At 42.2% G+C, this 21,321-nt stretch carries 19 protein-coding genes and 1 tRNA gene; 14 read left to right on the top strand and 6 right to left on the bottom strand.

Features of this window, described 5'->3' with window-relative positions:
* Positions 1-24: 24 nt before the first annotated feature.
* Both C8D84_RS00360 and C8D84_RS00355 read right to left on the bottom strand, forming a co-directional pair.
* Positions 25-100: transfer RNA gene (locus C8D84_RS00360), tRNA-Asn, on the bottom strand.
* 287 nt (positions 101-387) lie between these two features.
* Positions 388-1,590 (bottom strand): pyridoxal phosphate-dependent aminotransferase, encoded by a 1,203-nt coding sequence (locus C8D84_RS00355; protein ID WP_109589210.1) that lies wholly within the window; start codon positions 1,588-1,590, stop codon positions 388-390.
* A 557-nt stretch (positions 1,591-2,147) separates the two neighbouring features.
* Here C8D84_RS00355 and C8D84_RS00350 point away from each other — a divergent pair.
* The 8 genes from C8D84_RS00350 to C8D84_RS00315 all read left to right on the top strand — a co-directional run bounded on the left by C8D84_RS00350 (position 2,148) and on the right by C8D84_RS00315 (position 10,395).
* The gene (locus tag C8D84_RS00350) at positions 2,148-2,885 is read left to right on the top strand and encodes an SDR family NAD(P)-dependent oxidoreductase (RefSeq protein ID WP_109589208.1); all 738 of its coding nucleotides are present in this window, start codon (positions 2,148-2,150) and stop codon (positions 2,883-2,885) included.
* Between the two features lie 60 nt (positions 2,886-2,945).
* On the top strand, positions 2,946-4,661 hold the full coding sequence (locus C8D84_RS00345; protein WP_109589206.1) for an NAD(P)/FAD-dependent oxidoreductase: 1,716 nt from the start codon (positions 2,946-2,948) through the stop codon (positions 4,659-4,661).
* 41 nt (positions 4,662-4,702) lie between these two features.
* Complete coding sequence (locus C8D84_RS00340) at positions 4,703-5,683, top strand: DUF1365 domain-containing protein (protein ID WP_109589204.1); 981 nt, start codon at positions 4,703-4,705, stop codon at positions 5,681-5,683.
* Positions 5,684-5,766: 83 nt separating this feature from the next.
* On the top strand, positions 5,767-7,260 hold the full coding sequence (locus C8D84_RS00335) for an SAM-dependent methyltransferase (RefSeq protein WP_109589203.1): 1,494 nt from the start codon (positions 5,767-5,769) through the stop codon (positions 7,258-7,260).
* 101 nt (positions 7,261-7,361) lie between these two features.
* Positions 7,362-7,772 carry a DUF2177 family protein gene (locus tag C8D84_RS00330; RefSeq protein WP_087815779.1) on the top strand — a complete coding sequence of 137 codons (411 nt, stop codon included), beginning with the start codon at positions 7,362-7,364 and terminating at the stop codon, positions 7,770-7,772.
* Between the two features lie 126 nt (positions 7,773-7,898).
* Positions 7,899-8,444 (top strand): acyl-CoA thioesterase, encoded by a 546-nt coding sequence (locus C8D84_RS00325; protein WP_109589201.1) that lies wholly within the window; start codon positions 7,899-7,901, stop codon positions 8,442-8,444.
* 106 nt (positions 8,445-8,550) lie between these two features.
* Positions 8,551-9,672: a cation diffusion facilitator family transporter gene (locus C8D84_RS00320; RefSeq protein ID WP_109589199.1), complete on the top strand. Its 1,122-nt coding sequence runs from the start codon at positions 8,551-8,553 to the stop codon at positions 9,670-9,672.
* A 15-nt stretch (positions 9,673-9,687) separates the two neighbouring features.
* On the top strand, positions 9,688-10,395 hold the full coding sequence (locus C8D84_RS00315) for a DUF2059 domain-containing protein (protein ID WP_109589197.1): 708 nt from the start codon (positions 9,688-9,690) through the stop codon (positions 10,393-10,395).
* Positions 10,396-10,553: 158 nt separating this feature from the next.
* Here C8D84_RS00315 and dps read toward each other — a convergent pair whose 3' ends face one another.
* Entirely contained in the window at positions 10,554-11,036 is a 483-nt protein-coding gene (gene dps / locus C8D84_RS00310) for a DNA starvation/stationary phase protection protein Dps (protein ID WP_109589195.1), read from the bottom strand.
* 370 nt (positions 11,037-11,406) lie between these two features.
* Between dps and uvrB the strand changes: the two genes are divergently transcribed.
* The 4 genes from uvrB (at position 11,407) to C8D84_RS00290 (ending at position 17,064) form a co-directional block, all read left to right on the top strand.
* Positions 11,407-13,518, top strand: coding sequence for an excinuclease ABC subunit UvrB (uvrB, locus tag C8D84_RS00305; protein ID WP_055123841.1), 2,112 nt, complete (start codon positions 11,407-11,409; stop codon positions 13,516-13,518).
* Positions 13,519-13,757: 239 nt separating this feature from the next.
* Positions 13,758-14,810 carry a pyridoxal phosphate-dependent aminotransferase gene (locus tag C8D84_RS00300; protein ID WP_109589193.1) on the top strand — a complete coding sequence of 351 codons (1,053 nt, stop codon included), beginning with the start codon at positions 13,758-13,760 and terminating at the stop codon, positions 14,808-14,810.
* 546 nt (positions 14,811-15,356) lie between these two features.
* Complete coding sequence (locus tag C8D84_RS00295) at positions 15,357-16,409, top strand: pyridoxal phosphate-dependent aminotransferase (RefSeq protein ID WP_228244388.1); 1,053 nt, start codon at positions 15,357-15,359, stop codon at positions 16,407-16,409.
* A gap of 277 nt (positions 16,410-16,686) precedes the next feature.
* Positions 16,687-17,064 carry a hypothetical protein gene (locus C8D84_RS00290; RefSeq protein WP_109589191.1) on the top strand — a complete coding sequence of 126 codons (378 nt, stop codon included), beginning with the start codon at positions 16,687-16,689 and terminating at the stop codon, positions 17,062-17,064.
* 153 nt (positions 17,065-17,217) lie between these two features.
* Here the strand turns inward: C8D84_RS00290 and C8D84_RS00285 are convergent, their stop codons facing one another.
* Positions 17,218-17,616 (bottom strand): hypothetical protein, encoded by a 399-nt coding sequence (locus C8D84_RS00285; protein ID WP_109589189.1) that lies wholly within the window; start codon positions 17,614-17,616, stop codon positions 17,218-17,220.
* 167 nt (positions 17,617-17,783) lie between these two features.
* Entirely contained in the window at positions 17,784-18,017 is a 234-nt protein-coding gene (locus C8D84_RS00280; protein ID WP_109589187.1) for a hypothetical protein, read from the bottom strand.
* A 204-nt stretch (positions 18,018-18,221) separates the two neighbouring features.
* Between C8D84_RS00280 and C8D84_RS00275 the strand changes: the two genes are divergently transcribed.
* A complete protein-coding gene (locus tag C8D84_RS00275; RefSeq protein WP_146192875.1) occupies positions 18,222-18,536 on the top strand; it encodes a hypothetical protein in 315 nt (104 codons plus the stop codon).
* Between the two features lie 109 nt (positions 18,537-18,645).
* On the opposite strand, the gene C8D84_RS00270 is transcribed toward C8D84_RS00275, so the two are convergent.
* A complete protein-coding gene (locus tag C8D84_RS00270; RefSeq protein ID WP_055123847.1) occupies positions 18,646-19,161 on the bottom strand; it encodes a hypothetical protein in 516 nt (171 codons plus the stop codon).
* Positions 19,162-19,474: 313 nt separating this feature from the next.
* On the opposite strand from C8D84_RS00270, the gene recJ reads away from it, so the two are divergent.
* Positions 19,475-21,304, top strand: a complete 1,830-nt coding sequence (gene recJ / locus C8D84_RS00265; RefSeq protein ID WP_109589613.1) for a single-stranded-DNA-specific exonuclease RecJ — start codon at positions 19,475-19,477, stop codon at positions 21,302-21,304.
* The last annotated feature ends 17 nt before the right edge of the window (positions 21,305-21,321 follow it).

The following is a 21,321-nucleotide window of genomic DNA, read 5'->3' as shown; positions in this document are numbered from 1 at the left end:
TTCAAGAAATTTACAACTAAAATGTGGCTCTCCAACCTGGGCTCGAACCAGGGACACACGGATTAACAGTCCGTTGCTCTACCAACTGAGCTATTGGAGAATAAGCTGCAAGTGTTTAAAACCTTACAACGAGCCTTAGAAGTCTCTAACGAGTTCTTGCTAAGTGGGGCGTATTCTAGCAAAAATAAAAAATACGTCAAGCCTTTTCTGCATAATTATCAAAGATAATTATTTTAATAAGGGGATAAGGCGTTTTTCGAGGTTTTTTGCCAAAAAAACTCCCAATTGTGAGATGAATAAAAAGACGCCACATAGAGGATAGGTGGCGTCTTCGTTTATAAGCACATACTTAAGCGTAGTAGTTTTAAGACAGTGGCTGTTTAGTCTTTATTCAGCAACGTCTAGATCAGCAACCGCTTTTTCGATACGTGATAACGCATCTTTTAGCGTTGCTTCATCAGTCGCGTAAGAGATGCGCATATAGCCACCAAGACCAAAGGCGTCACCAGGCACCACTGCAACGCCAACCTTCTCTAACAACCATGCTGAAAATTCAGTACATGATGACAGACCAGCGGCTTTGATGAGTGGTTTGATATCAGGATATACGTAGAAAGCGCCATCAGGACGCAGGCAGGTGATACCTTTAATCGCGTTCAAACCATCAACGACTAGATCACAACGCTTTTCAAAGGCTTCTACCATCGGGGTGAGCACGCTTTGATCACCACTGATAGCGGCTTCAGCAGCAACTTGGCTGATCGATGTTGGGCATGAGGTTGACTGTGATTGTACTTTTTTCATTGCCCCAATCAGCTTGGCAGGGCCACCAGCATAACCAATACGCCAGCCAGTCATCGCATATGCTTTTGACACGCCATTTAAAATAATCGCCCGTTCTTTTAGCTCAGGTGCGGCATTCAGAATATTGTAGAACTTATCACCCGTCCAGCGGATGTGCTCATACATATCATCTGAAACGACATAAACTTGTGGGTGCTTTTTCAGCACGTCAGCGATTGCTTTTAGCTCATCCAACGTGTAAATCATACCGGTTGGGTTAGAGGGGCTGTTCAATACCAGCATTTTAGTTTTGTCAGTGATGGCGTCTTCTAACTGCTCAGCGGTGATTTTGAAATCTTGCTCAGCAGGGCATTTGACGATGACTGGTACGCCTTCTGCAATGATGACCATGTCAGGATAGCTGACCCAGTAAGGTGCCGGAATGATGACTTCATCACCTGGATTGATAAAGGCTTGCGCAAGGTTAAAAAATGATTGTTTACCACCGACCGATACTAGGATTTCGTTTGGCTCATAGCTGATGTTGTTGTCACGTTTGAACTTCTCAATGATGGCTTTTTTGAGCTCTGGCGTACCATCGACAGCGGTGTATTTGGTAAAACCGTCATTAATGGCATCGATTGCTGCTTTTTTGATGTGCTCTGGCGTATCAAAATCAGGTTCACCCGCACCCAGACCGATTATGTCTTTACCAGCTGCTTTTAGCTCTTTGGCTTTATTGGTAATCGCTAGCGTAGGCGATGGCTTGATGTTGTTGACGCGGTCAGAGAGTTGCAATTCGCTCATGAGAGATCCTTTTTATAGTGGAGTGGGATTGGTGAAGCGCTATCATCAATTGTATAACGTTTGAGATGTCATTAGGACACGGTATCAGGAGGACACGATATCAGGCAGTTTCAAAAACTGTCGCAAGGGAAGTTGATTTTTGAAAATAAATAACCGTTAATAAAGACAAGCGCTTTTAACAGGTTGGATATTTTCATGATAAATACGCTGACTAATCAGCCATTTAATGTAAAGCTATTTTTGATTTTTAGTATTGTAGCATGCCGTAATTACGCTGTCTTATAAGGCTAGTAACATAAAACGACAGACCTAAGAGCAATTTTTCCAGTGCGCGAGAGTAGACAGGTTCAGTCAATTAAGAGACGCATTGATTGCGAAACCACAACAATAAATCGATAGCCGTGCGCTATGATTGTTTAGATTTAATAAATAAAATGGATGATACCTTAATAAGAAAAGGTTAATGCCATCAGCTGACTAAAGATGATACGCAAGTATTTAGCACTTAAATGCATGGTAAGTTTTGTACTATCAGCACAAATAAAAGGACGTTTACGATGACTGACTCTACTAAGAAATTACATATACTTATTACTGGCGCGACGTCTGGTATTGGCAATCAATTGGCAAAAGACTATCTACTAGACGGTCATCATGTCTATGCCGTTGGTCGAGACGATAGCGCATTGGCTGAGCTTGAGTCACTAGGCGCAGAAACGGTTGATTTAGATCTCATGGATCGGGATAAAGTTATCGACGCTTTTGAAAAAATTGAAGAGGTTGATTTGGCGATTTGTGGCGCTGGCATGTGCGAATATTTGGACATGCCAAACTTCGATAGCGCCTCTTTTATGAAAGTGATGTCGGTAAATATGGGTACATTGTCACATGCGATCGAAGGGATATTGCCAAAACTAATCGCCTCAAAAGGTCGTCTGGTTGGCATTGGTTCAGCATCTGCTTATGTGCCATTTGCTCGTGCCGAAGCTTATGGCAGCTCAAAAGCTGCCATCCATTATCTAATGAAAACTTTGCAAATTAGCCTTGCACCGCATGATGTGTCGGTAAGTTTGGTCGTGCCTGGTTTTGTCGAGACGCCAATGACTAAGCAAAACGATTTTCCCATGCCCTTTATCCAAACAACAGCGCAGGCAAGCCAAGCTATTCGTGATGGTATCGCGAGTGGTCACGATGTGATCGAATTTCCCAAAAAGCTCACTTTACCGCTAAAGGTATTGGGTACGTTGCCAGATTTGGTGTGGCAGCAAGTCAGTGAAAAAATCAATAAAAAATAGCTTATTATATTGAAAAACGGCTAAAAATAAATTACTAAAAATATGGAAAGGAACGCATCAATGCTGTTTAACCGCCGTAAACGTAAGAACCTAGAGACAGTCTCTCATGAAGCCAGCAGCCTCTCAAAACAGACGACTAACGCTCAAGCTAAAAAACGTATTGCTATCATTGGCTCAGGTGTATCAGGATTGACTTGCGCTCATTATCTGGTGGCGCAACATGAAGTGACAGTGTTTGAGGCTAATGATTATATTGGTGGGCATGTAAATACCATCGATGTGGCGCTACAAGACGGCAAAAAAGCAAAGAGCAGAAATGTGGAAAACAGTGCCATAGATACTGGCTTTATCGTCTTTAATGAGCGTACTTATCCCAATTTCTTTCGTCTACTGCATGAGCTACAAGTGCCGTTTCAATCGACTGACATGAGCTTTTCGGTAAAGAATACAGCGCGCCATTTTGAATACAATGGTCACACGCTCAATACTTTATTATCGCAGCGTAAGAATGTTTTCAATCCAAAATTTTGGCAATTTATCAAAGATATTTTACAGTTCAATAAACATATCAAGCAGCTACGCCAAGACTACGAAATGACACGTGCTAACGGGCAAGATGTTAGTATTTTTACTGAGCAAACACTGGGCAGCTATCTCACAGAAAAAAGCTATGGCAAGCTGTTTATAGACAACTATCTGCTGCCAATGGTTTCTGCCATTTGGTCAACCAGTCTGCATGAAGTACAAGACTTCCCACTGGTGTTTTTTGCACAGTTCTTTGACAATCACGGCTTGCTTGATGTGGTTAATCGTCCGCAGTGGTTTACGATCAAAGGTGGCTCAAAACAGTACGTCAATAAGTTGATTCCACGCTTCATCAAAGCGGGCGGTAAGGTGAGAGTAAACAGTCCCGTACAGTCTGTGGTTCGCGATGGTGAGCAAGTATTATTGACGGTTCAAAATAAAAGCATTACTGATAACAATATCGAAAGCTTGAACGAAAAATTAGTATTTGACGAAGTTATCTTTGCTTGTCATGCAGACACCGCGCTCAAAATTTTAACAGACGCCAGTAAGGATGAACATGAGGTACTCAGTCATTTTCGCTTTACCAAAAATACCGCCGTATTGCATACCGATGTCAGTGTCCTACCGAACAAGCCGTTGGCATGGGCCAGCTGGAATTATCTGATTGATGAGAGTCTCGCAAATCAAAAAGCGCAAACATCAGCAAAACCAGTGCTGACTTATCACATGAATATTCTGCAACGCCTGACCAAAAAGCACAATTATTTGGTTACGCTGAATCCAGAAACCGTTCATGACAATATTGATGATAAGCACGTCATTAAGCGCATCGATTATAGCCATCCTGTGTTTGATAAAGCGATGATTAAGGCGCAAAGCAGATGGTCGAGTATCTCTGGTAACGGCATGCACACACATTTTTGCGGTGCCTATTGGCTTAATGGTTTTCATGAAGATGGCGTACGTAGCGGTCTACGTGTCTGTCAGGCGCTCGGCCATAATATTGCCATAAAAGACGAGGTGGATCCGACTCATCTACCTGATGCCGAGAGCGCACATACGCCGTTTCGTTATAAAGACCTGCCGGTAAAGGCAGATACCAAATTGCGCACACTTAATAAGCGTGAGGTGGTCACGGCGCTTACCAATCAGGAGCTGATTGAGTACATTGAACGTTTACAACCGACTGTTAAAAATGATGAACCAAAGCGAAAGCGTCGCTTATTCGGTCGTCATAACGTGCAGTGATTTTGGTCGTGAGATCAACGAACACTATTGAAGAGAATGCTATGTCTATTGAAACCGGCACGCCTAATAAGCTGTTACCCCATCAGTTGTTCCATGGGACGACTTGGCACAGTCGGTTACTGCCAAGTGTGCATAAATTTGCGTATCCATACCGTTATTGGGGCATCAATATCAGCGCATTGGCTAAAGGGCTGGAGCTTCCTGAAGTAAGTACAGGTATTAGTAGCAAAAATAAGCTTTTAAAAAAGTTGCTTTCAAAAGGGCGACTGGTCAAAGGATTACCATTATTTTCAGCAAAGAAAAAAGCCTTGCAGCAGTTTTGTCCTGATGATTACTTACAAGGTCTACCTTTACAAGAGTCAAATAGCCTAAGTGATTTATCAATGAGTGGTAAGCATGATAATTGTCGTTCAAATTCTGTTCAAGCACTTAATCATCGCTTAAACCAAGCGTTTACTGAGCAAACGGGTAGTGCGCCAACAGGCGATATTATTGGAATGCTCGTTTGCCGCAATGCGGGCATATATTTTAGTCCAGTCAATTTTTACTTAGGTTTCGATGAGCAGCAGATGCCCTCGCATTTATTGGCTGAAGTCTCTAATACACCATGGGATAAGCGCCATTATTATGGGTTTACACTCAATGGTGCGAATACTGAATTTTGTCATAATAAAGATTTTCATGTCTCACCTTTTAACCCGATCGACCAGCTATATCGTTGGCAGGTTAAGGTAAAAAAGCAGCCGGATAATTGCTTGCAAGTTCGTATTGCTATCGATATCAGCGATGAGCGCGGTGAGGTATTAAAAACGGGTATAAAAATGGTTGGCGTTCTAATGACCGCCACAACGATTCGCAACAGCTTGCGAAAAAACCCGCTAATGAACATGACCTCTGTAACCCGTATTTATTGGCATGCTTTCAAGCTTTATGCGATTAAAAAAGTGCCTTATATTCATTATGATGAAAAACTGGCCGATAGCCAACAGAACAAAGCACCGACTCCAAAAGATATTCTTTGATCGTTTAAGGGCTAACGATCAGCCAAAGAAATTTATCAGCGTAACGCTTAAGCATAGAGCATTTAAACAAGGATGAATATACGATGTCAGCACGACCAACCGACCGAGCACCCGTTTCGACATTAGGAAAATTGACCGCACAGATGAGTAAGGTCGTCAATGAGAGCGCCATTTTTCAGCCCGTCAGTGCGGGAATGAATCAATTGGCAAGAAAACTCATCTTCCGCGCATTAGCGCATATCCAGTTTGGTAGTCTGACTATAGTCGAAGCCTTCGATGAGCAAGCACCTAATACCGTTAGCTTTGGTAAAGTATCCGATAGTGTCGCGAGCAGTTCGGCAGTGGGTCGCCATTCACTACACGTTACCTTGATGATTCATGATCCTACTGTATATCGGCAGCTGTTGCTTGGCGGCTCTATTGCGCTAGCAGACAGCTATATCAATGGTGAGTGGGATACGGACGATTTGACAGGGCTAATTCGGTTGGCAGCGCGTAACTTGGCGGTGTTGAATAAATTAGAAAATCGCTTTGCAGGTGTGAGTAAGGCGTTTGAAAAAGCGAAGCATCGGCTACGTAGCAATGATCAGTCTGGTGCCAAGTCCAATATTTTAGCGCATTATGACTTGGGCAATGATATGTATCAGCGGTTTTTAGACGATACGATGATGTATTCAGCAGCAGTCTATCGTACGCCTGATGTATCACTGAGCGCAGCACAGCAGTATAAACTGGCGCTCATTTGCCAGCGATTACAATTGACGCCTGATGATCATGTGATAGAAATTGGCACAGGGTGGGGTGGTTTTGCTATTTATGCCGCCACACATTATGGCTGTCACATAACGACGACGACCATCTCTGACGCCCAGTATGATGAGGCGCAGCGCCGAGTTGATGCGGCAGGACTGTCTGATAAAATTACCCTGCTGAAGCAAGATTATCGTGAGCTGACAGGGCAGTACGACAAGCTAGTCAGTATCGAGATGATTGAAGCCGTTGGGCACGAGTACTTACCGACGTTTTTTGCCAAATGTAATAGCTTGCTCAAACCCACAGGGCTTATGGTACTGCAAGCCATTACCTTTAATGATCAACACTACCAAGATTATGTTAATTCAGTCGATTTTATCCAAACGCACATTTTCCCTGGTGGTTGTTTGCTCTCCAATCAAGAGCTAAATACACAGTTTACGGAACAAACCGACATGGTCATCAAGCAGCTACATGATTACGGTTTTGACTATGCTCATACCTTGCGCGACTGGCGTGCCGCGTTTATGGCGCAGCGTGAAGAAATTAAGGGGCTTGGTTATGATGATGCCTTTATTCGCTTGTGGGATTTTTACTTTTGTTACTGTGAAGGTGGGTTTTTAGAGCGCACCATCGGCGTGGTACAGTTGACCGCAGTGAAGCCAGACAATATTGATGTGATGCATTTCTCTGATTTGTCTTCTCATGACACTCTCACCGATGAGCAAAGCAGCCGTCTGATTCACGATATTATGAATTCTAATGAAAGCGGTAATGTTAACAGTGATGGCCAAGACGCCTCCAAACGAAACATAGCGTCTTAACAAGTTGGGTTTCAATAGGCAGTGTCTTAACAAGCACTGACTTAACAAGCGATGATGGAAATAAGCTGGGATTAAAAAACGCTAATTAAAAGGATGTGGTTATGGGTTATGTACTTATATATCTGGCTGCTGTGCTTATATTTTTGGGTATTGACGCAGTTTGGCTCAAGACTATGACTGGCTTATTTTACGAAAAGCGTATCGGGCATCTGCTTGCCGATGAGCCAAACATGATTGCTGCTGGCGTGTTCTATATGTTTTATCTACTGGCTCTCTGTGTCTTGATTTTATATCCACAAATCAAAGCAGGCGCTTCGATTGGTCATATATTCTTGCTTGGTGGCCTAATAGGGCTGATGGCTTACGGTACTTATGACTTTACCAGTTTAGCGTTGTACAAAGGTTTTACACTGGATACAGCGTTGGTTGATTTTGCTTGGGGCGGTATCTTGACAGGTTCAGTGAGCGCCATTGTCGCTTGGCTTGCTTATCGTTTTCATTGGTTGAGCTAAAGTTAAATAGCTTAAGGTTTACATAACCTAGACCATTCAATGACAGAGTGCTGTTTGTGCTCTCTTGTGAGCTGCTGTATAAATGATACTTACTATCAACACGCCCTAAATCATTCAAGGATTTTTATGCCGCAATACAATACCAGCTCGACTGCCAAAAAAGCCCCATTAAATCATGAGCTATATATGTCGATACTTATGACGCCTGATATGGCGAATTTTATTGGCAATGTGCATGGTGGTGATTTGCTTAAGATGCTTGATCAAGTCGCTTACGCTTGCGCCAGTCGCTATAGCGGCAATTATGTGGTGACGCTGTCTGTCGACCAAGTGATGTTTCGTGAGCCTATATATGTTGGCGAATTGGTTACCTTTGCGGCAAGTGTTAATTATGTGGGGAATACTTCGATGGAGATTGGCATTCGCGTCGAAGCAGAAGACGTCCGCGCCCGTACCGTACGCCATACCAACAGCTGCTATTTTACGATGGTCGCTATCGATGATAATGGCAAGCCCACACATGCGCCGCCACTTGATATCAAAAACCCCATGCAGCAATGCCGCGCTGATGCCGCACTAGAGCGTAAAAACCTGCGTCTGGAAAGCTCGCATCGACCCAGTTGTGATATTGGAGATATGATTGGTGAGCTGGCTAATTCTCATGATCGTTAAGATAAGTAGACTCTGCATAGTCAGTTAAAATGCTTTCAATATACGGTCTATTGATCTGGTTAAATATATACATATCTGCGTTCAAAAAGCCTATATCGAGATTATTATGAGCTTAAAACCATCGGAAGCCGAGTCACCTACGCCTATTTCTCATCAGCCAGCGCCGTGTAGTAGCCGTGCTCGGGGTGCTGGCACGCTCATTAAAGACACCACTTCTGATGGTAATTCTCACTCTGTATTAGGCGGTTCTGCTAATTCGACCACCAATAAAGACAAGCAGCATTCCGCTTCATTGGTAACGGTATTAATTGCCGTTGGAGCCAACATTATCATTGCGATTGCCAAAACGGTTGCAGCATTTATGACGGGTTCTGCTTCTATGATCGCAGAGTCAGCGCATTCGTGGGCAGATGCAGGTAACGGTACTTTATTAATTGTCGCCGAGAAAAAGGCGATCAAACCTGCTGATGAAAGCCATCCCCTCGGCTATGGCAAAGAAGCTTATGTCTGGTCGATGATTGCCGCTTTTGGTGTCTTTATGGCAGGTTCGATTGTCTCCATTTATACCGGTATCACCGAGTGGAATGCTGCGGAAAGTGAGACCAACTATACCATCGGTTTTATTGTATTGGCGATTGCGTTTGTGCTCGAAGGGTTTTCGTTAGGGCAAGCTTACTTACAAAGCAAAAAGCATGGTGAAGCGATAAATGTCAGCGCCATTGGCTATGTGGTCGATACGTCAAATCCAACTTTACGTGGTGTATTCTTTGAAGACTTGGCAGCTGTCATCGGCTTGGTTGTCGCTGCTGCTGCCATGGGTATGCATGCTTACACGGGACAGCCGTTTTGGGATGCGCTCGGCTCTATTATTGTCGGAATATTATTGGGTGCGGTAGCCATCTTTTTAATTAGCCGTAACCGTGACTTTTTGGTCGGTTATAAAGTATCAGAGAGGATACATGGCTATGCATTGAGCGAGTTACTCAATCATCCAGATATCGATAGTGTGTCGTACTTACATTTGGAGTGGGTGGGACCCAAAAAGATATTTATGGTGGCAGCAGTCGATATCGCTGGCAATCAAAAAGAAAAAGAGATTGCCCAAAAATTCGAAATTATTGAAAGTCAGTTCCGTGCCAATCCTTTATTTCAGGAAGCTATCCTGACATTATCTGTACCTAATGCTGAAACTTTGAGCTTACCCAATAGTTATAATCAAGATGCCTGATAAAGAGAAACTAATATGAAACTAAGTCTTCAGTCTGCTATAGAGAGCCCTGTTGGGCGTTCACTCATGGTTCGCTCATTAAGTATGACCGTTATCACTATTAGCGCAGTAGCCAGTCTGACTCAAGCACAGGCTGAGCTGGTAATTCATAGTGAGCCTGCTCAACAGCAGACAGTAAGTATCAATAGAATAAGTGCGAATAGCGCTTCTATTAACAATACCGCTTTTATGAATAAAAATATCTCCCCAACAGATACGTCTATTATTAAGCTAATGGAAGTGATGCACATTGATGAGCAAATAGAATCTATCGTTAAAGGAAAACAAGCAGCTATCGATGCCATCAACGTACAAACGCAAAATCGTACAGAGTCAGTAGGTGATGGTAAATTAAATAAACGTCAACAGGCGCTACAAGAGCAGATTCAAAAAGTGCTGGGTCAATATGCCAAGATAATGACCAATAGTATCGGTGATACCACTGATAAGCAGACGTTAACGCAAGCTTATATTGATGCAGCAAAAACTTACTATACGCAAGCGGAAGTTGATGCTCAAATTGATTTTTATGATACGGCGATGGGTCAAAGTATCTTGTCGAAACAGCCACAGATTACGGCAGCTTTTTTAAAGCAATCTTTGCCTGACGATACTAGTGAGACAGAAGCACAACTGGGTGAGCTTCTACCGCAAATGCAGCAAATAATTCAAGGTACTTTTTAACTCATAAAGGATTGTTTAGCTATTTTAAAGACATCTTCTGAAAAGACAGCTTCTGAGCAGCAATCTTAAAGTTAATCCATAAAAAAAGGTCACTATAAAAGTGACCTTTCTGCTGATAGATACTATCTATTGATGTAACTGGTTTAGGTATAAAGTTATTATTTTTTTGGCGCATTAGCACCGATGAACCACGCGTCTTTATCAACGATACGGCTTACTTCCGTTAATAGGTCAGCGGTATCTTCGTCACCCGCATCACTAGCAGTATCGATTCCTTCGCGCAATGATGCTGCAATGGTCTTATAACGATTGGTAAGCTCACGAACATGCTGATCAACTTCAGTGATATCAGTAGGGTAAGTCTCTAGGATAGAGTCCTCAACGACACGTTTAGAGATACCATTGGCTTTACCGCCAAGGATAACAATACGCTCAGCGACCGTATCATAAGCTTCAGTTAAGCGACCATAAGTATCATCTAATAACTGATGAACACCGATAAAGCCAGTACCTTGCAAATTCCAATGACATTGCTTACTGTCCATACTCAAATCAATGAGATTCGCTAGATTAGCGTTCAATAAGTCGATCATTTTCTTTGCGGTTGCGTCATCTATTCCACTTGCGTAACGTTCTCTCATGTTCTACTCCGTTATGTGTATTATTTTAATGAAAATCTCATTTGTTGTTATTGGTATCTTACTAATGAACTACTTGTTGATTCGTTATAAATAATAGCAGCTTAAATGAAGATTGAAAGCCTCAAGCGTAGGCTTTATTAGGTGGTCGTGTAATGAGTTTGTTAATCATGAAAAGCTTTGTAAATTTAGCAGATGCTGTGTGCGTTTTTTATAACGAAGGTACTATTTATTCGTTATAAATAGGGCGTGTGACGTCATATCTAGATGCTAATATTGTAAGAGAAGATGACAACATAAAACCCTTAATTACCTTTAAAAACCCTAGCTTAGACCCCACATTGTTATAAACCTTCAGAAGAAGAAAGTCATTATGCGAATGCCTGAACCGCGCTCGTCGCGTCAGTTAAATCAATTGGCCACTCAGCTACAGGGCGAAGCTGAAATTAGTGGTGTCAATGCGTCTGGGACGCAAATATCAAGTCGTGCTTTTGAGATGGTCACCGAATTTGAGCCAGCAGGCGATCAACCGCAAGCGATTAAAAAACTCGTCAACGGTATTAATTCTGGCATGGATGAACAGTTACTACTGGGTGTAACGGGCTCTGGCAAGACCTATACCATGGCAAAGGTCATCTCTGAGACGCAGCGTCCAACCATTATTATGGCGCATAACAAAACGCTTGCCGCGCAGTTATATGGTGAGTTTAAGTCATTTTTTCCAAACAATGCCGTTGAGTATTTCGTCAGTTATTATGACTACTATCAGCCAGAAGCCTATGTCGCGGCGAGTGATACTTTTATCGAAAAAGACAGCGCCATTAACGATCATATTGACCAAATGCGCTTGTCAGCCACGCGTGCCCTTCTTGAGCGTCGTGATGCGATTATTGTTGCTTCGGTATCGTGTATTTATGGTTTGGGTGATCCAGAAAGTTATTTAAAAATGCTGCTGCACGTCGTCGTTGGGGATAAAATCGATCGCACTGCTACCATTAAACGCCTCGTTGAAATGCAATATACGCGCAATGAACTAGACTTTGGACGCGGTACGTATCGGCTGCGTGGCGAGCTGCTCGATATTTATCCTGCTGAGTCAGAGCAGCTGGCGGTACGTGTGCATTTATTTGACAATGAAGTGGAGAAAATTACTTGGTTTGATCCATTAACAGGTAAGACGGTACGTAGCGTGCCGCGTATTACTATTTATCCAAAGTCGCACTATGTGACGCCGCGTAATAAACTAGAAGCTGCCAGTCATACCATCCGTGCTGAGCTTGAGCCACGTTTAGAGTATTTCCGTGACAATAATAAACTGATTGAAGCACAGCGTCTTAAAGAGCGTACTCAGTATGATCTTGAGATGATTCAACAGCTCGGCTACTGTAACGGTATTGAAAACTACTCACAGCATCTGTCTGGTCGTCCATCAGGGGAAGCACCGCCGACCTTATTTGACTATATTCCAGAGGATGCGTTGTTATTCCTTGATGAGTCACATGTCACTGTTTCGCAAATTGGTGCAATGTATAAAGGCGATAGATCACGTAAAGAGAACTTGGTCAATTATGGCTTTCGTCTGCCAAGTGCTATGAATAATCGTCCGATGAAGTTTGAAGAGTGGGAGCGTATCAAGCCTAAGACTATTTATGTCAGTGCTACGCCTGCATTGTATGAGCTTGAACACAGCGAGCAAGTCGTTGAACAAGTCGTCCGTCCAACGGGTTTGATTGACCCTGAGATTGAGATTCGTCCTGTATTGACGCAGGTCGATGATGTGTTATCAGAGATTACCAAGCGCCGAGAAAAAGATGAGCGCGTGCTGATAACTACCTTGACCAAGCGCATGTCAGAGGATTTGACCAGTTATCTAAAAGAGTACGACGTCAAAGTTGCTTATCTGCACTCGGACATCGATACCGTTGAGCGGATGCAAATCATTCATGAGTTGCGGACTGGTGTGCATGATGTACTGGTCGGTATTAACCTATTGCGTGAAGGTTTAGATATGCCAGAAGTGTCATTGGTCGCAATATTTGATGCGGACAAAGAAGGCTTCTTGCGTTCTGAGCGTGCCTTGATTCAGACCATTGGTCGTGCTGCGCGTCATATCAATGGTAAAGCTATTCTTTATGCCGACCGTATTACCAACAGTATGCAAAAGGCGATAGATGAGACGGATCGTCGCCGTGAAAAACAAGTGGCATTTAACCTTGAGCATAACATTACGCCGAAAGGGGCACGCCGTAGCATCACTGATAAAATCGATACGGGTGACGATCAGAATGCCAATGACAATCAAGTGATTCCTATCAAGAGCAATCTACCTGATGTCGATATTAGTATCTTACGCAGTCCTGATTTGCTGGCGAAAGAAATCAATCGTCTTGAAAAGCTTATGAAGCAAATGTCACGTGACTTGAAATTTGAGGATGCAGCGAAAACGCGAGATAAAGTGCTAGAGTTAAAAGCGCATTTGATCTAATAGGTTATTTGAACTTCCGTTAATATCAGTTTGTATCTAACAAAAAGGTGAGTTGCCAATGGCGCAGCTCACCTTTTTTATAGTCTTTTTATCAGCAAAACAACCTCGCCTTTGTTCGAGATTATTAATAACTAATAATTGGTTATATCAAAACTTGTGTTTATAACAAATGCCCCTTAATATGATATCAATGAGCAATATGAACTTATAACAACGGACGTTGAGGCATATAATCGATCATGCAAAATAATAAATTCTTAGAATTAAATGCGAATGAAAACTCACTAGGTATGGCAGATTCTGCTAAACAAGCCATTATAGAGTCTTTAGGCGAGGGCTTTCGTTATCCAGATAATCCACGCGCAGCGCTCATTAGCAAAATTGCCACCATCCATGGTGTGACAGAAAACCAAATCTCATTAGGCAATGGCTCGACTGAAAATATTCGAGCTACCTTACAAATGTTGCAAAACAAAGCATTAAAAGAGGGCAAGCAGTTTCAAATGGTGATTCCTGTGCCAACGTTTGATTGTGCAGAGATGTATGCAAATTCCATTGGCGTGCCTGTGGTCAAGATACCATTAACTGCTGAAAACCATGATTATGATTTTGATGAATTACAAAAAGTAGCTGACGATTTTGATGGCATCAGCCTGATCTATATTTGCAATCCAAATAATCCAACTGGCATTATTACATCAACGGAAAAGCTCAAAAATTGGGTAAGTAATGCACCAGATAACCATTACTTCTTGCTAGATCAAGCTTACTTGGAGTACGTGTCAGATCCGAGCTTTGAGAGCGGTATTGAGTGGGTGAAACAAAGGTTATCAGACAACCTTATTGTTATCCATACTTTCTCAAAGTTATGTGCCTTAGCAGGTATGCGAGTGGGATACGCAGTTTCTAACCCTCAAGCTATTGAGAGTGTCGAAGCGTTTATGTCTATGGACAACACCAACTTGTCAGGTGCGGTTGCTGCTATTGCCACGTTAAATGATGCAGAGTTTTTAGCGCTCAGCTTACGCAATACCAATCAGTCGCGCCAGATGATTGAGACAGTATTAGATGACCTTGGATTGCGTTATTTACCCTCACAGACCAATTTTATTTTTCATGAAATAAAGGGTGATTTAAAAACATACATCGATAGAATGCGTGACCATGGCATCAAGGTTGGTCGCGAGTTCCCACCTGTGACAGGGTTCAATCGCTTGACGCTTGGCACACCTGACGAGATGGCAGCATTTATTAAAGTATTAAAGCTGTTCCGTGAAAAAGGCTGGGTCTAAGTAGTGCATTAAAAAATTGCTAATTTGAAATATCGATAAACTAGCAAGACTAGCGCATGTCCTCAATTCAATCGATTACTTGCTAAATGGCTAAAAATGGCTAAATTTTGCCAAAAATCGTCAAATAGTTTCTTAATATCTTGATATTATTTGCGCTACTTTCCTTGTTTGAAGGCAATTTATCTCATGTTTATCACCATTTTTAAAATGAGGACACGGCCTAGTATTAGCAAACATGTTAAGAATTTTACAAAGTGAGTTGCCTATAGGGTGGCTATTTTTTATTTAACGGACACTATCAATAAGTGAGCATCTTACTCATAACAGCTGCTAACGAGTTTCATCGCTCAGAGCGCTTGTAATCAGGGTAAATGCCACTTACCATAACCATTATTATCCGAATGCATCTCACCATCCATATATAAACCCTACTAAATAATCAGAGTAGCAAAAAAGACGAGCGCAAGTGCTACGTCCGCTGGCTGAGCGAGTTTGACATTATTCATCGCATATTTGGTATGGGTATCAATTAGGCGTATTACTATTGTGCTTACCAATCCATTAATAGAATTAAACTCTAACGAAAACTCACTAGGTATGGCAGACTCTGCCAAAAAAGCGGTTATCGATGCTTTAGATATCGGCTTTCGTTATCCAGATGACCAGCGTGCAGCCTTAATCACTAAGGTTGCGAAAATTAATGACGTGACTGAAAGTCAAATATCTCTAGGCAGCGGCTCCAGTGAGAATATCCGCACCGTCGTACAAATGCTGCAAAACAAAGCGTTAAGGGAAGGCAGAAATTTTCAAGTAATTGTGCCGCACCCAACCTTTGCTTATGCGGAACTATATGCAACATCTATCAATGTGCCCGTGGTAAAAGTAGCACTGATGCCTGAAAGCTATTCTTTTGATTTACAAAATATGCAAAAAGTGGCTGATGATTTTGATGGTATAAGCTTATTTTATCTCTGCAATCCCAACAATCCTACAGCGACGATTACTGACACAGATGAGTTAAAAGCGTGGGTAGGAACGGCACCAGACCATCATTATTTCTTGCTAGACGAAGCCTACTCAGAATATGTCACTGACCCAAGTTTTGAGAGTGGGATTACGTGGATAAGAGAGCAGCGCTCAGACAATATTATCGTGGTTCGGACTTTCTCCAAACTGTGTGCGCTAGCGGGTATGCGTGTCGGCTATGCGGTTGCCAGTCCGCAAATGATCACTGAGTTAGAGGCGTTTATCTCAGTAGATAATACCAATCTGTCTGGTGCTGTCGCTGCGATAGCAACCTTGGATGATGAGGCGTTTTTGGCGTTGAGTTTGCATACTGCCAATCAATCGCGTCAGCTGGTTGAGCAGACGCTGGATGAGCTTGGACTACGCTACTTACCATCACAAGCCAGCTTTATATTTCACGAAATCAAGGGCGATGTACAAACCTATATCGATAGAATGTGCGACCATGGCATCGCTGTTGGTCGCGAGTTTGCGCCTATCACTGGCTTTAATCGCTTGACGCTTGGCAGAGCTGATGAGATGGCAGTGTTTGTTGAGGTGTTGAAATCGTTTCGTGAAAAAGGCTGGGTGTGATTAAGCCAGATAGAGTAGTTTCATCATTAAAAAAGGGGAGTTGCCTAGTTTGCCACTTCCTTTTTTTATTGCAATAGGATAAAGGAGCCACAGCTAACATTCTATTTTTACCAACATCAAACGCAGTTTTACATATCCTGTCTTAAAAAATATCACGTCATCTTATAGTATTGATTCATAAAGCACGAACGAGCAGGCAGCAGATTACATGCTGGACAGTGGCTGTAAAATCAGGCGTGCTAACGTATATTATAATTTTAAGGTCAGGGATATATCCATGTTTGATATCAAATCATTTTTTAAGAGAGAAGTAGAAAAAAAACTCATCAATGTAGACGATTATATTTTTATGCCTGAGCGAGTAGAAATGGAGCTGGAGGGCGGAATATTAAATTGTGTACTCAACAGTGATGGACGAGTCGATATTTTTTATAGTAAGCAAGGTGTGACAGAGGTCGGCTCGGCATCGCGTAAGCATCCCTTTACGGCATTCGAAACTGAACTATATCATGGTGTTTATGATGACGTTATTAATGAGTTAATCAAAGAAGTAGATAAGATTATCGATGGCTCTTCTAAGTATTTTAGCCGCAGTAAAATACTGCCTTTTACAGCAGCATTGTCACAGAATCCAGTTGACAAAAACAAGTTCTAAGCCAAGTTAATAAGATAAGTGGATGGTATAAAGACTTAGCAATAAAAAGGGTGCGTTATTTATAACGCACCCTTTTTATGGTCTTATTTTAATGTCTTAAAACTTGAATGTTATGCAACTATATCTACTACAAATCAGTAGATATATCATATTTTATTTCATAAAACTGGTATAGCAACTTTGTAGAGATTTTGCGACGACTTTCGTGACCAGCTGTGTGCGATATTGCGAATCGATAGCAGCATTGCCCAATTCAACGAGTGTCACTTGCTGCGGCGCTTGCTCACTGACGCAGCCACAGACGTTGGTTTTAACAGTTTCTTCCTGAGCATCAGTCATCGCAATACTAGCAACCTGCCATGCACTTTGTTTTTCGATTTCGCTGCGGCATTGTGTATCAATGGCTGATGTAAATATATTCATACCAATACTACTTGCAGTCGTCATGGCTGTGCTAGCAGTAGTGCCTGTAGTCGTGCCAGTACCTGTCGATGTACAGCCAGCTAGAGCAAGAGTGGCAAGCATAGCGGTCGAAGCTAGAAGTTTTTTCACAGAATTTTCCTTTGAGGTTTTTATGAGCTTTTGAAGCATATATTTGATAGCAATTAATATTTGCCAGTCGAAATTTATTCTCGTCCTGAGTAAGTCGTATATTATCAGCAAAATACGTTAATAACACTATCAATGCTTACTTAAGCAAAATCAAGCCACTTTTTATGTTAATCCAGCCAAGCATGAGGATGATAATAAGCGTAGACTTTATAACCAATATATCCAGTAATCATTAGTAAACTACCGACGATAAATAACCATGTGTTGATGTGCTTCCATGAAAAGCCGTCAAAACTGTTATTGAATGCTGCAGAAATACAGGCAATGAAAAGCATGATGCAACCTAGTAGCAGTATCAGTGTTGAGGTTAGCTCATAACTATCTACGCTAAAGTTTGGCATACCATAATCCAAGAATAAAATTTATCTTACTTTAACGAGTTCATTAACTGAGAGAGGTGAAATATTCATGAAGTATTGCTATATTTGGGTAGCGTGTTTATTATTTTCCACTGTTAATGCTATGCATCGAGATATCATGAAACATGCATGGACAGGAATATTTATTTCATCAAAATAGGTTTCCTAAATTCAATTAGAGATTCAATGGATAAAAAGCTATCAATACCCTGTCTTTTAATTGCTTTGACACTCAGCCTTTTTTTTATAAGAAGTGTATATGTGATGTCTGATTATCACGTACAGCAGTGTCATTGGAAAGGCTCTACATCAAAAGTCATGGGAGATGGATTTAGTTTTGATAACGATGTTCGGCTCAAAGATGGCGTCATTTTCATAAAGAACAAACCAGCGGCAAAAATAATGGTTAGAAAGTATCGTCCTTATGCAGATAACATTATTATAATTAGTGACATAGAGTATTCTGAGTTAGAGATGTATTATGAAAAAGGCTATTATTAAATTGAAAAATTAAACCCATATATACGTAGCTCAGCATAAAAAAACCAGCTAAGGCAATGGCTCTTAGCTGGTTTTATCTTATAAAGTTGATGTCGGTTTTTTAACTGTTTTAGACATTTTTACCGTGTTGCTTTTGCTGAATATCTTTTGCGAGCTTGTAGCACTCATTGATGTGATCATTGGCGATTTTTTTGAAAATCATATAGCCCATTGTAGCAGCAACCATTTGACCCCCTAATGGGATAAATTTCGTTACTTGTTTGGCAGCGATACGACCACCAAAGCCTTGTACGGTCTTTTTAACAATACCACGTGTCGCCATCAACCCTGCAAAATCGACAGTACGATCTTTTAATGCACCCCAATGAATGGCTCGTGATTCTAAATCAACTGCCGCCTTACGATCTTCAAGTAAGCCAAATCGCTCGCTAATGTCAGGTAATAGTTGAGTAAGCATACCTGCATCTACTGCGACATCAAAAAATGGTACAGGAACGATGGCAACACCAGCAGAATATTTGGCGCGTTTTTTAACCAGCTTTTGACATTCTTTTTTTACTTGTTCAAGATCCAAGCTAGGGTCAATGGTATTTGGTAACTTTTCAGCCAGTGGTGTGGTTTTCATAAAGCATCCTTATAAATGGTTAAAATAAAAAATCAAATCTCAATAGATAGCAAGTATCTCAGTTGCTTACCATTTTATGGATTTCTGAGCGGCATACAATCATTGCTTTGTAGCAAAATGCAGAAAAATGCAGTCGCTATGCACCGTTTTTGTAAATGAAATATTATTCATACTATATGCACAGAGTATGAATTATTTGCTCTATGCTAGTATGAAAATATGGCTTATCACAATGTGCTGCAACAAAAAACGATAAACCAAGCCACCAAAAATTGTCATTGTGACCCTCTGCCAAAGCCAGTAGAATATGCACATGCTAAATTTAACCCCCCGTTATACCAGCACTCGCATCGACGAGTTGCCCGCCGCGCTGCAACCACTTGCCGCCCAATCATTGACGCTTGCCCGCTTATACGCAGGTCGCGGCATTACTCGACCTGATGAGCTAGAGACGCAACTCTCTGCGCTATTGCCAGCCGAAATGCTGCATGGTGTCACCGAAGCAGTGCGTCTATTAGACGTCGCCATCGATGCCGGTCAGCGTATCCTTATCGTGGGTGATTTTGACTGTGATGGTGCGACCAGTACCGCATTGATGATGCGTGCGCTCACAAAAATGGGCGCAGTCGTTGACTTTTTAGTGCCCGACCGTTTTAAGTATGGCTATGGTTTGACACCAGAAATTGTCGAATTGGGTATTGAGAAGTATCATCCTGAGGTGATAGTGACTGTTGATAATGGTATCTCAAGCCATGAAGGCGTGGCTCGTGCGCAAGCCGATGGCATCACTGTGATTATTACTGATCATCATTTGACGACTAAAGAAACACCGCCTGCGGAGGCTGTGGTTAATCCCAATCAGCTTGATTGTCACTTTAGCAGTAAAGCGCTCGTAGGGGTGGGCGTGGCATTTTATGTGCTGGGACGCTTGGCCAAGCTGCGCCGCGAAGCTGGTAAATCTACCGTGCAAGTGAGTCAATATTTGGATTTGGTGGCATTAGGGACGATTGCTGACGTTGGGGTGCTTGATAAAAACAATCGCATTTTAGTGCATCATGGACTGGCGGCTATCCGCCAAGGGCGCTGCTCGCTCGGTATCTTGGCACTTCTTGAACAAGCAGGGCGAGATTCTAAGCAGTTGCAGGCACAAGATTTTGGGTTTGTCTTAGGACCTCGTATCAATGCCGCTGGTCGTATGGACAATATGCGCATCGGTATTGAGTGTTTGTTGACGGATGACTGGAGTACGGCGCAGCGTTTGGCGCAAGAGCTTGAGCAGTTAAACCGGACGCGTCGGCAGGTAGAAGGTGAGATGCGCGCGCAAGCGGATAACATCGTACAGACATTAGCCGCTGCGGATACAGACATGGACGATGAGGCTACGGCGGATAACCATGAAAGCGGGGATGTTATTGTTCAAAATAGATCTGAGAAAAAGACGAATAATAATCGTAAACGCAGTATCGTTTTATACCAAGATGATTGGCATCAAGGCGTCATCGGCATCGTCGCTGGACGGTTAAAAGAAAGTCATTATTTGCCAAGTATCGTCTTTGCGCCCGCGGATACAGAGCGTACCGCTGAAGATGACCCTATCAAAGGCTCGGCGCGTTCTATCGCTGGCGTGCACATTCGTGATGCGATTGAGCAGGTTGCCGAGCGCCATCCTGATTTAATCAGTCATTTTGGTGGTCATGCGATGGCAGCAGGCTTAACGATCAAACGCCGTAACTTTGATGGGTTTGTTATGGCTTTTAATGACGTCATGGCACAGATGGATAATGAGGTGTTTGCAGAGCAAAAATTCACTGATGGCGCGTTGCAGGCGAGTGATTTTAGCTTGTGGTTTGCTGAACACTTAGCTGACGCTAATATTTGGGGTCATGGCTTTGCAACGCCAATATTTGATGGGGTCTTTGAAGTGTTAAGTTTTAAGATATTAAAAGACAAGCACCTTAAACTGTCGCTGCGTTACCCTGATGTGCAATATTCGATTGAAGCAATTTATTTTAACTTTGATAGCGAGATATGGGATTATCGTGCGGAAAAAGTGCATGTATTATTTCAGCTAGACATCAACGAGTGGAACGGCAAACAAAGTCTACAGTTGATGGTAAGGGATTTAGCAGTCATACAGGAATGATGGCATTATCCTATTGT

Source organism: Psychrobacter immobilis (assembly GCF_003148585.1).
In the GTDB taxonomy this organism is placed as follows: Bacteria; Pseudomonadota; Gammaproteobacteria; order Pseudomonadales; family Moraxellaceae; genus Psychrobacter; species Psychrobacter immobilis.
This window is presented reverse-complemented; position numbering and strand designations above follow the sequence as displayed.

Coding starts and splice junctions, on each gene's coding strand:
- uvrB (WP_055123841.1), top strand. CDS start 11,407: ATGCGAATGCCTGAACCGCGCTCGTCGCGTCAGTTAAATCAATTGGCC.
- recJ (WP_109589613.1), top strand. CDS start 19,475: ATGCTAAATTTAACCCCCCGTTATACCAGCACTCGCATCGACGAGTTG.
- C8D84_RS00335 (WP_109589203.1), top strand. CDS start 5,767: ATGTCAGCACGACCAACCGACCGAGCACCCGTTTCGACATTAGGAAAA.
- C8D84_RS00275 (WP_146192875.1), top strand. CDS start 18,222: ATGGATAAAAAGCTATCAATACCCTGTCTTTTAATTGCTTTGACACTC.
- C8D84_RS00320 (WP_109589199.1), top strand. CDS start 8,551: ATGAGCTTAAAACCATCGGAAGCCGAGTCACCTACGCCTATTTCTCAT.
- C8D84_RS00350 (WP_109589208.1), top strand. CDS start 2,148: ATGACTGACTCTACTAAGAAATTACATATACTTATTACTGGCGCGACG.
- C8D84_RS00270 (WP_055123847.1), bottom strand. CDS start 19,161: ATGAAAACCACACCACTGGCTGAAAAGTTACCAAATACCATTGACCCT.
- C8D84_RS00340 (WP_109589204.1), top strand. CDS start 4,703: ATGTCTATTGAAACCGGCACGCCTAATAAGCTGTTACCCCATCAGTTG.
- C8D84_RS00300 (WP_109589193.1), top strand. CDS start 13,758: ATGCAAAATAATAAATTCTTAGAATTAAATGCGAATGAAAACTCACTA.
- C8D84_RS00355 (WP_109589210.1), bottom strand. CDS start 1,590: ATGAGCGAATTGCAACTCTCTGACCGCGTCAACAACATCAAGCCATCG.
- C8D84_RS00290 (WP_109589191.1), top strand. CDS start 16,687: ATGTTTGATATCAAATCATTTTTTAAGAGAGAAGTAGAAAAAAAACTC.
- dps (WP_109589195.1), bottom strand. CDS start 11,036: ATGAGAGAACGTTACGCAAGTGGAATAGATGACGCAACCGCAAAGAAA.
- C8D84_RS00325 (WP_109589201.1), top strand. CDS start 7,899: ATGCCGCAATACAATACCAGCTCGACTGCCAAAAAAGCCCCATTAAAT.
- C8D84_RS00315 (WP_109589197.1), top strand. CDS start 9,688: ATGAAACTAAGTCTTCAGTCTGCTATAGAGAGCCCTGTTGGGCGTTCA.
- C8D84_RS00280 (WP_109589187.1), bottom strand. CDS start 18,017: ATGCCAAACTTTAGCGTAGATAGTTATGAGCTAACCTCAACACTGATA.
- C8D84_RS00330 (WP_087815779.1), top strand. CDS start 7,362: ATGGGTTATGTACTTATATATCTGGCTGCTGTGCTTATATTTTTGGGT.
- C8D84_RS00345 (WP_109589206.1), top strand. CDS start 2,946: ATGCTGTTTAACCGCCGTAAACGTAAGAACCTAGAGACAGTCTCTCAT.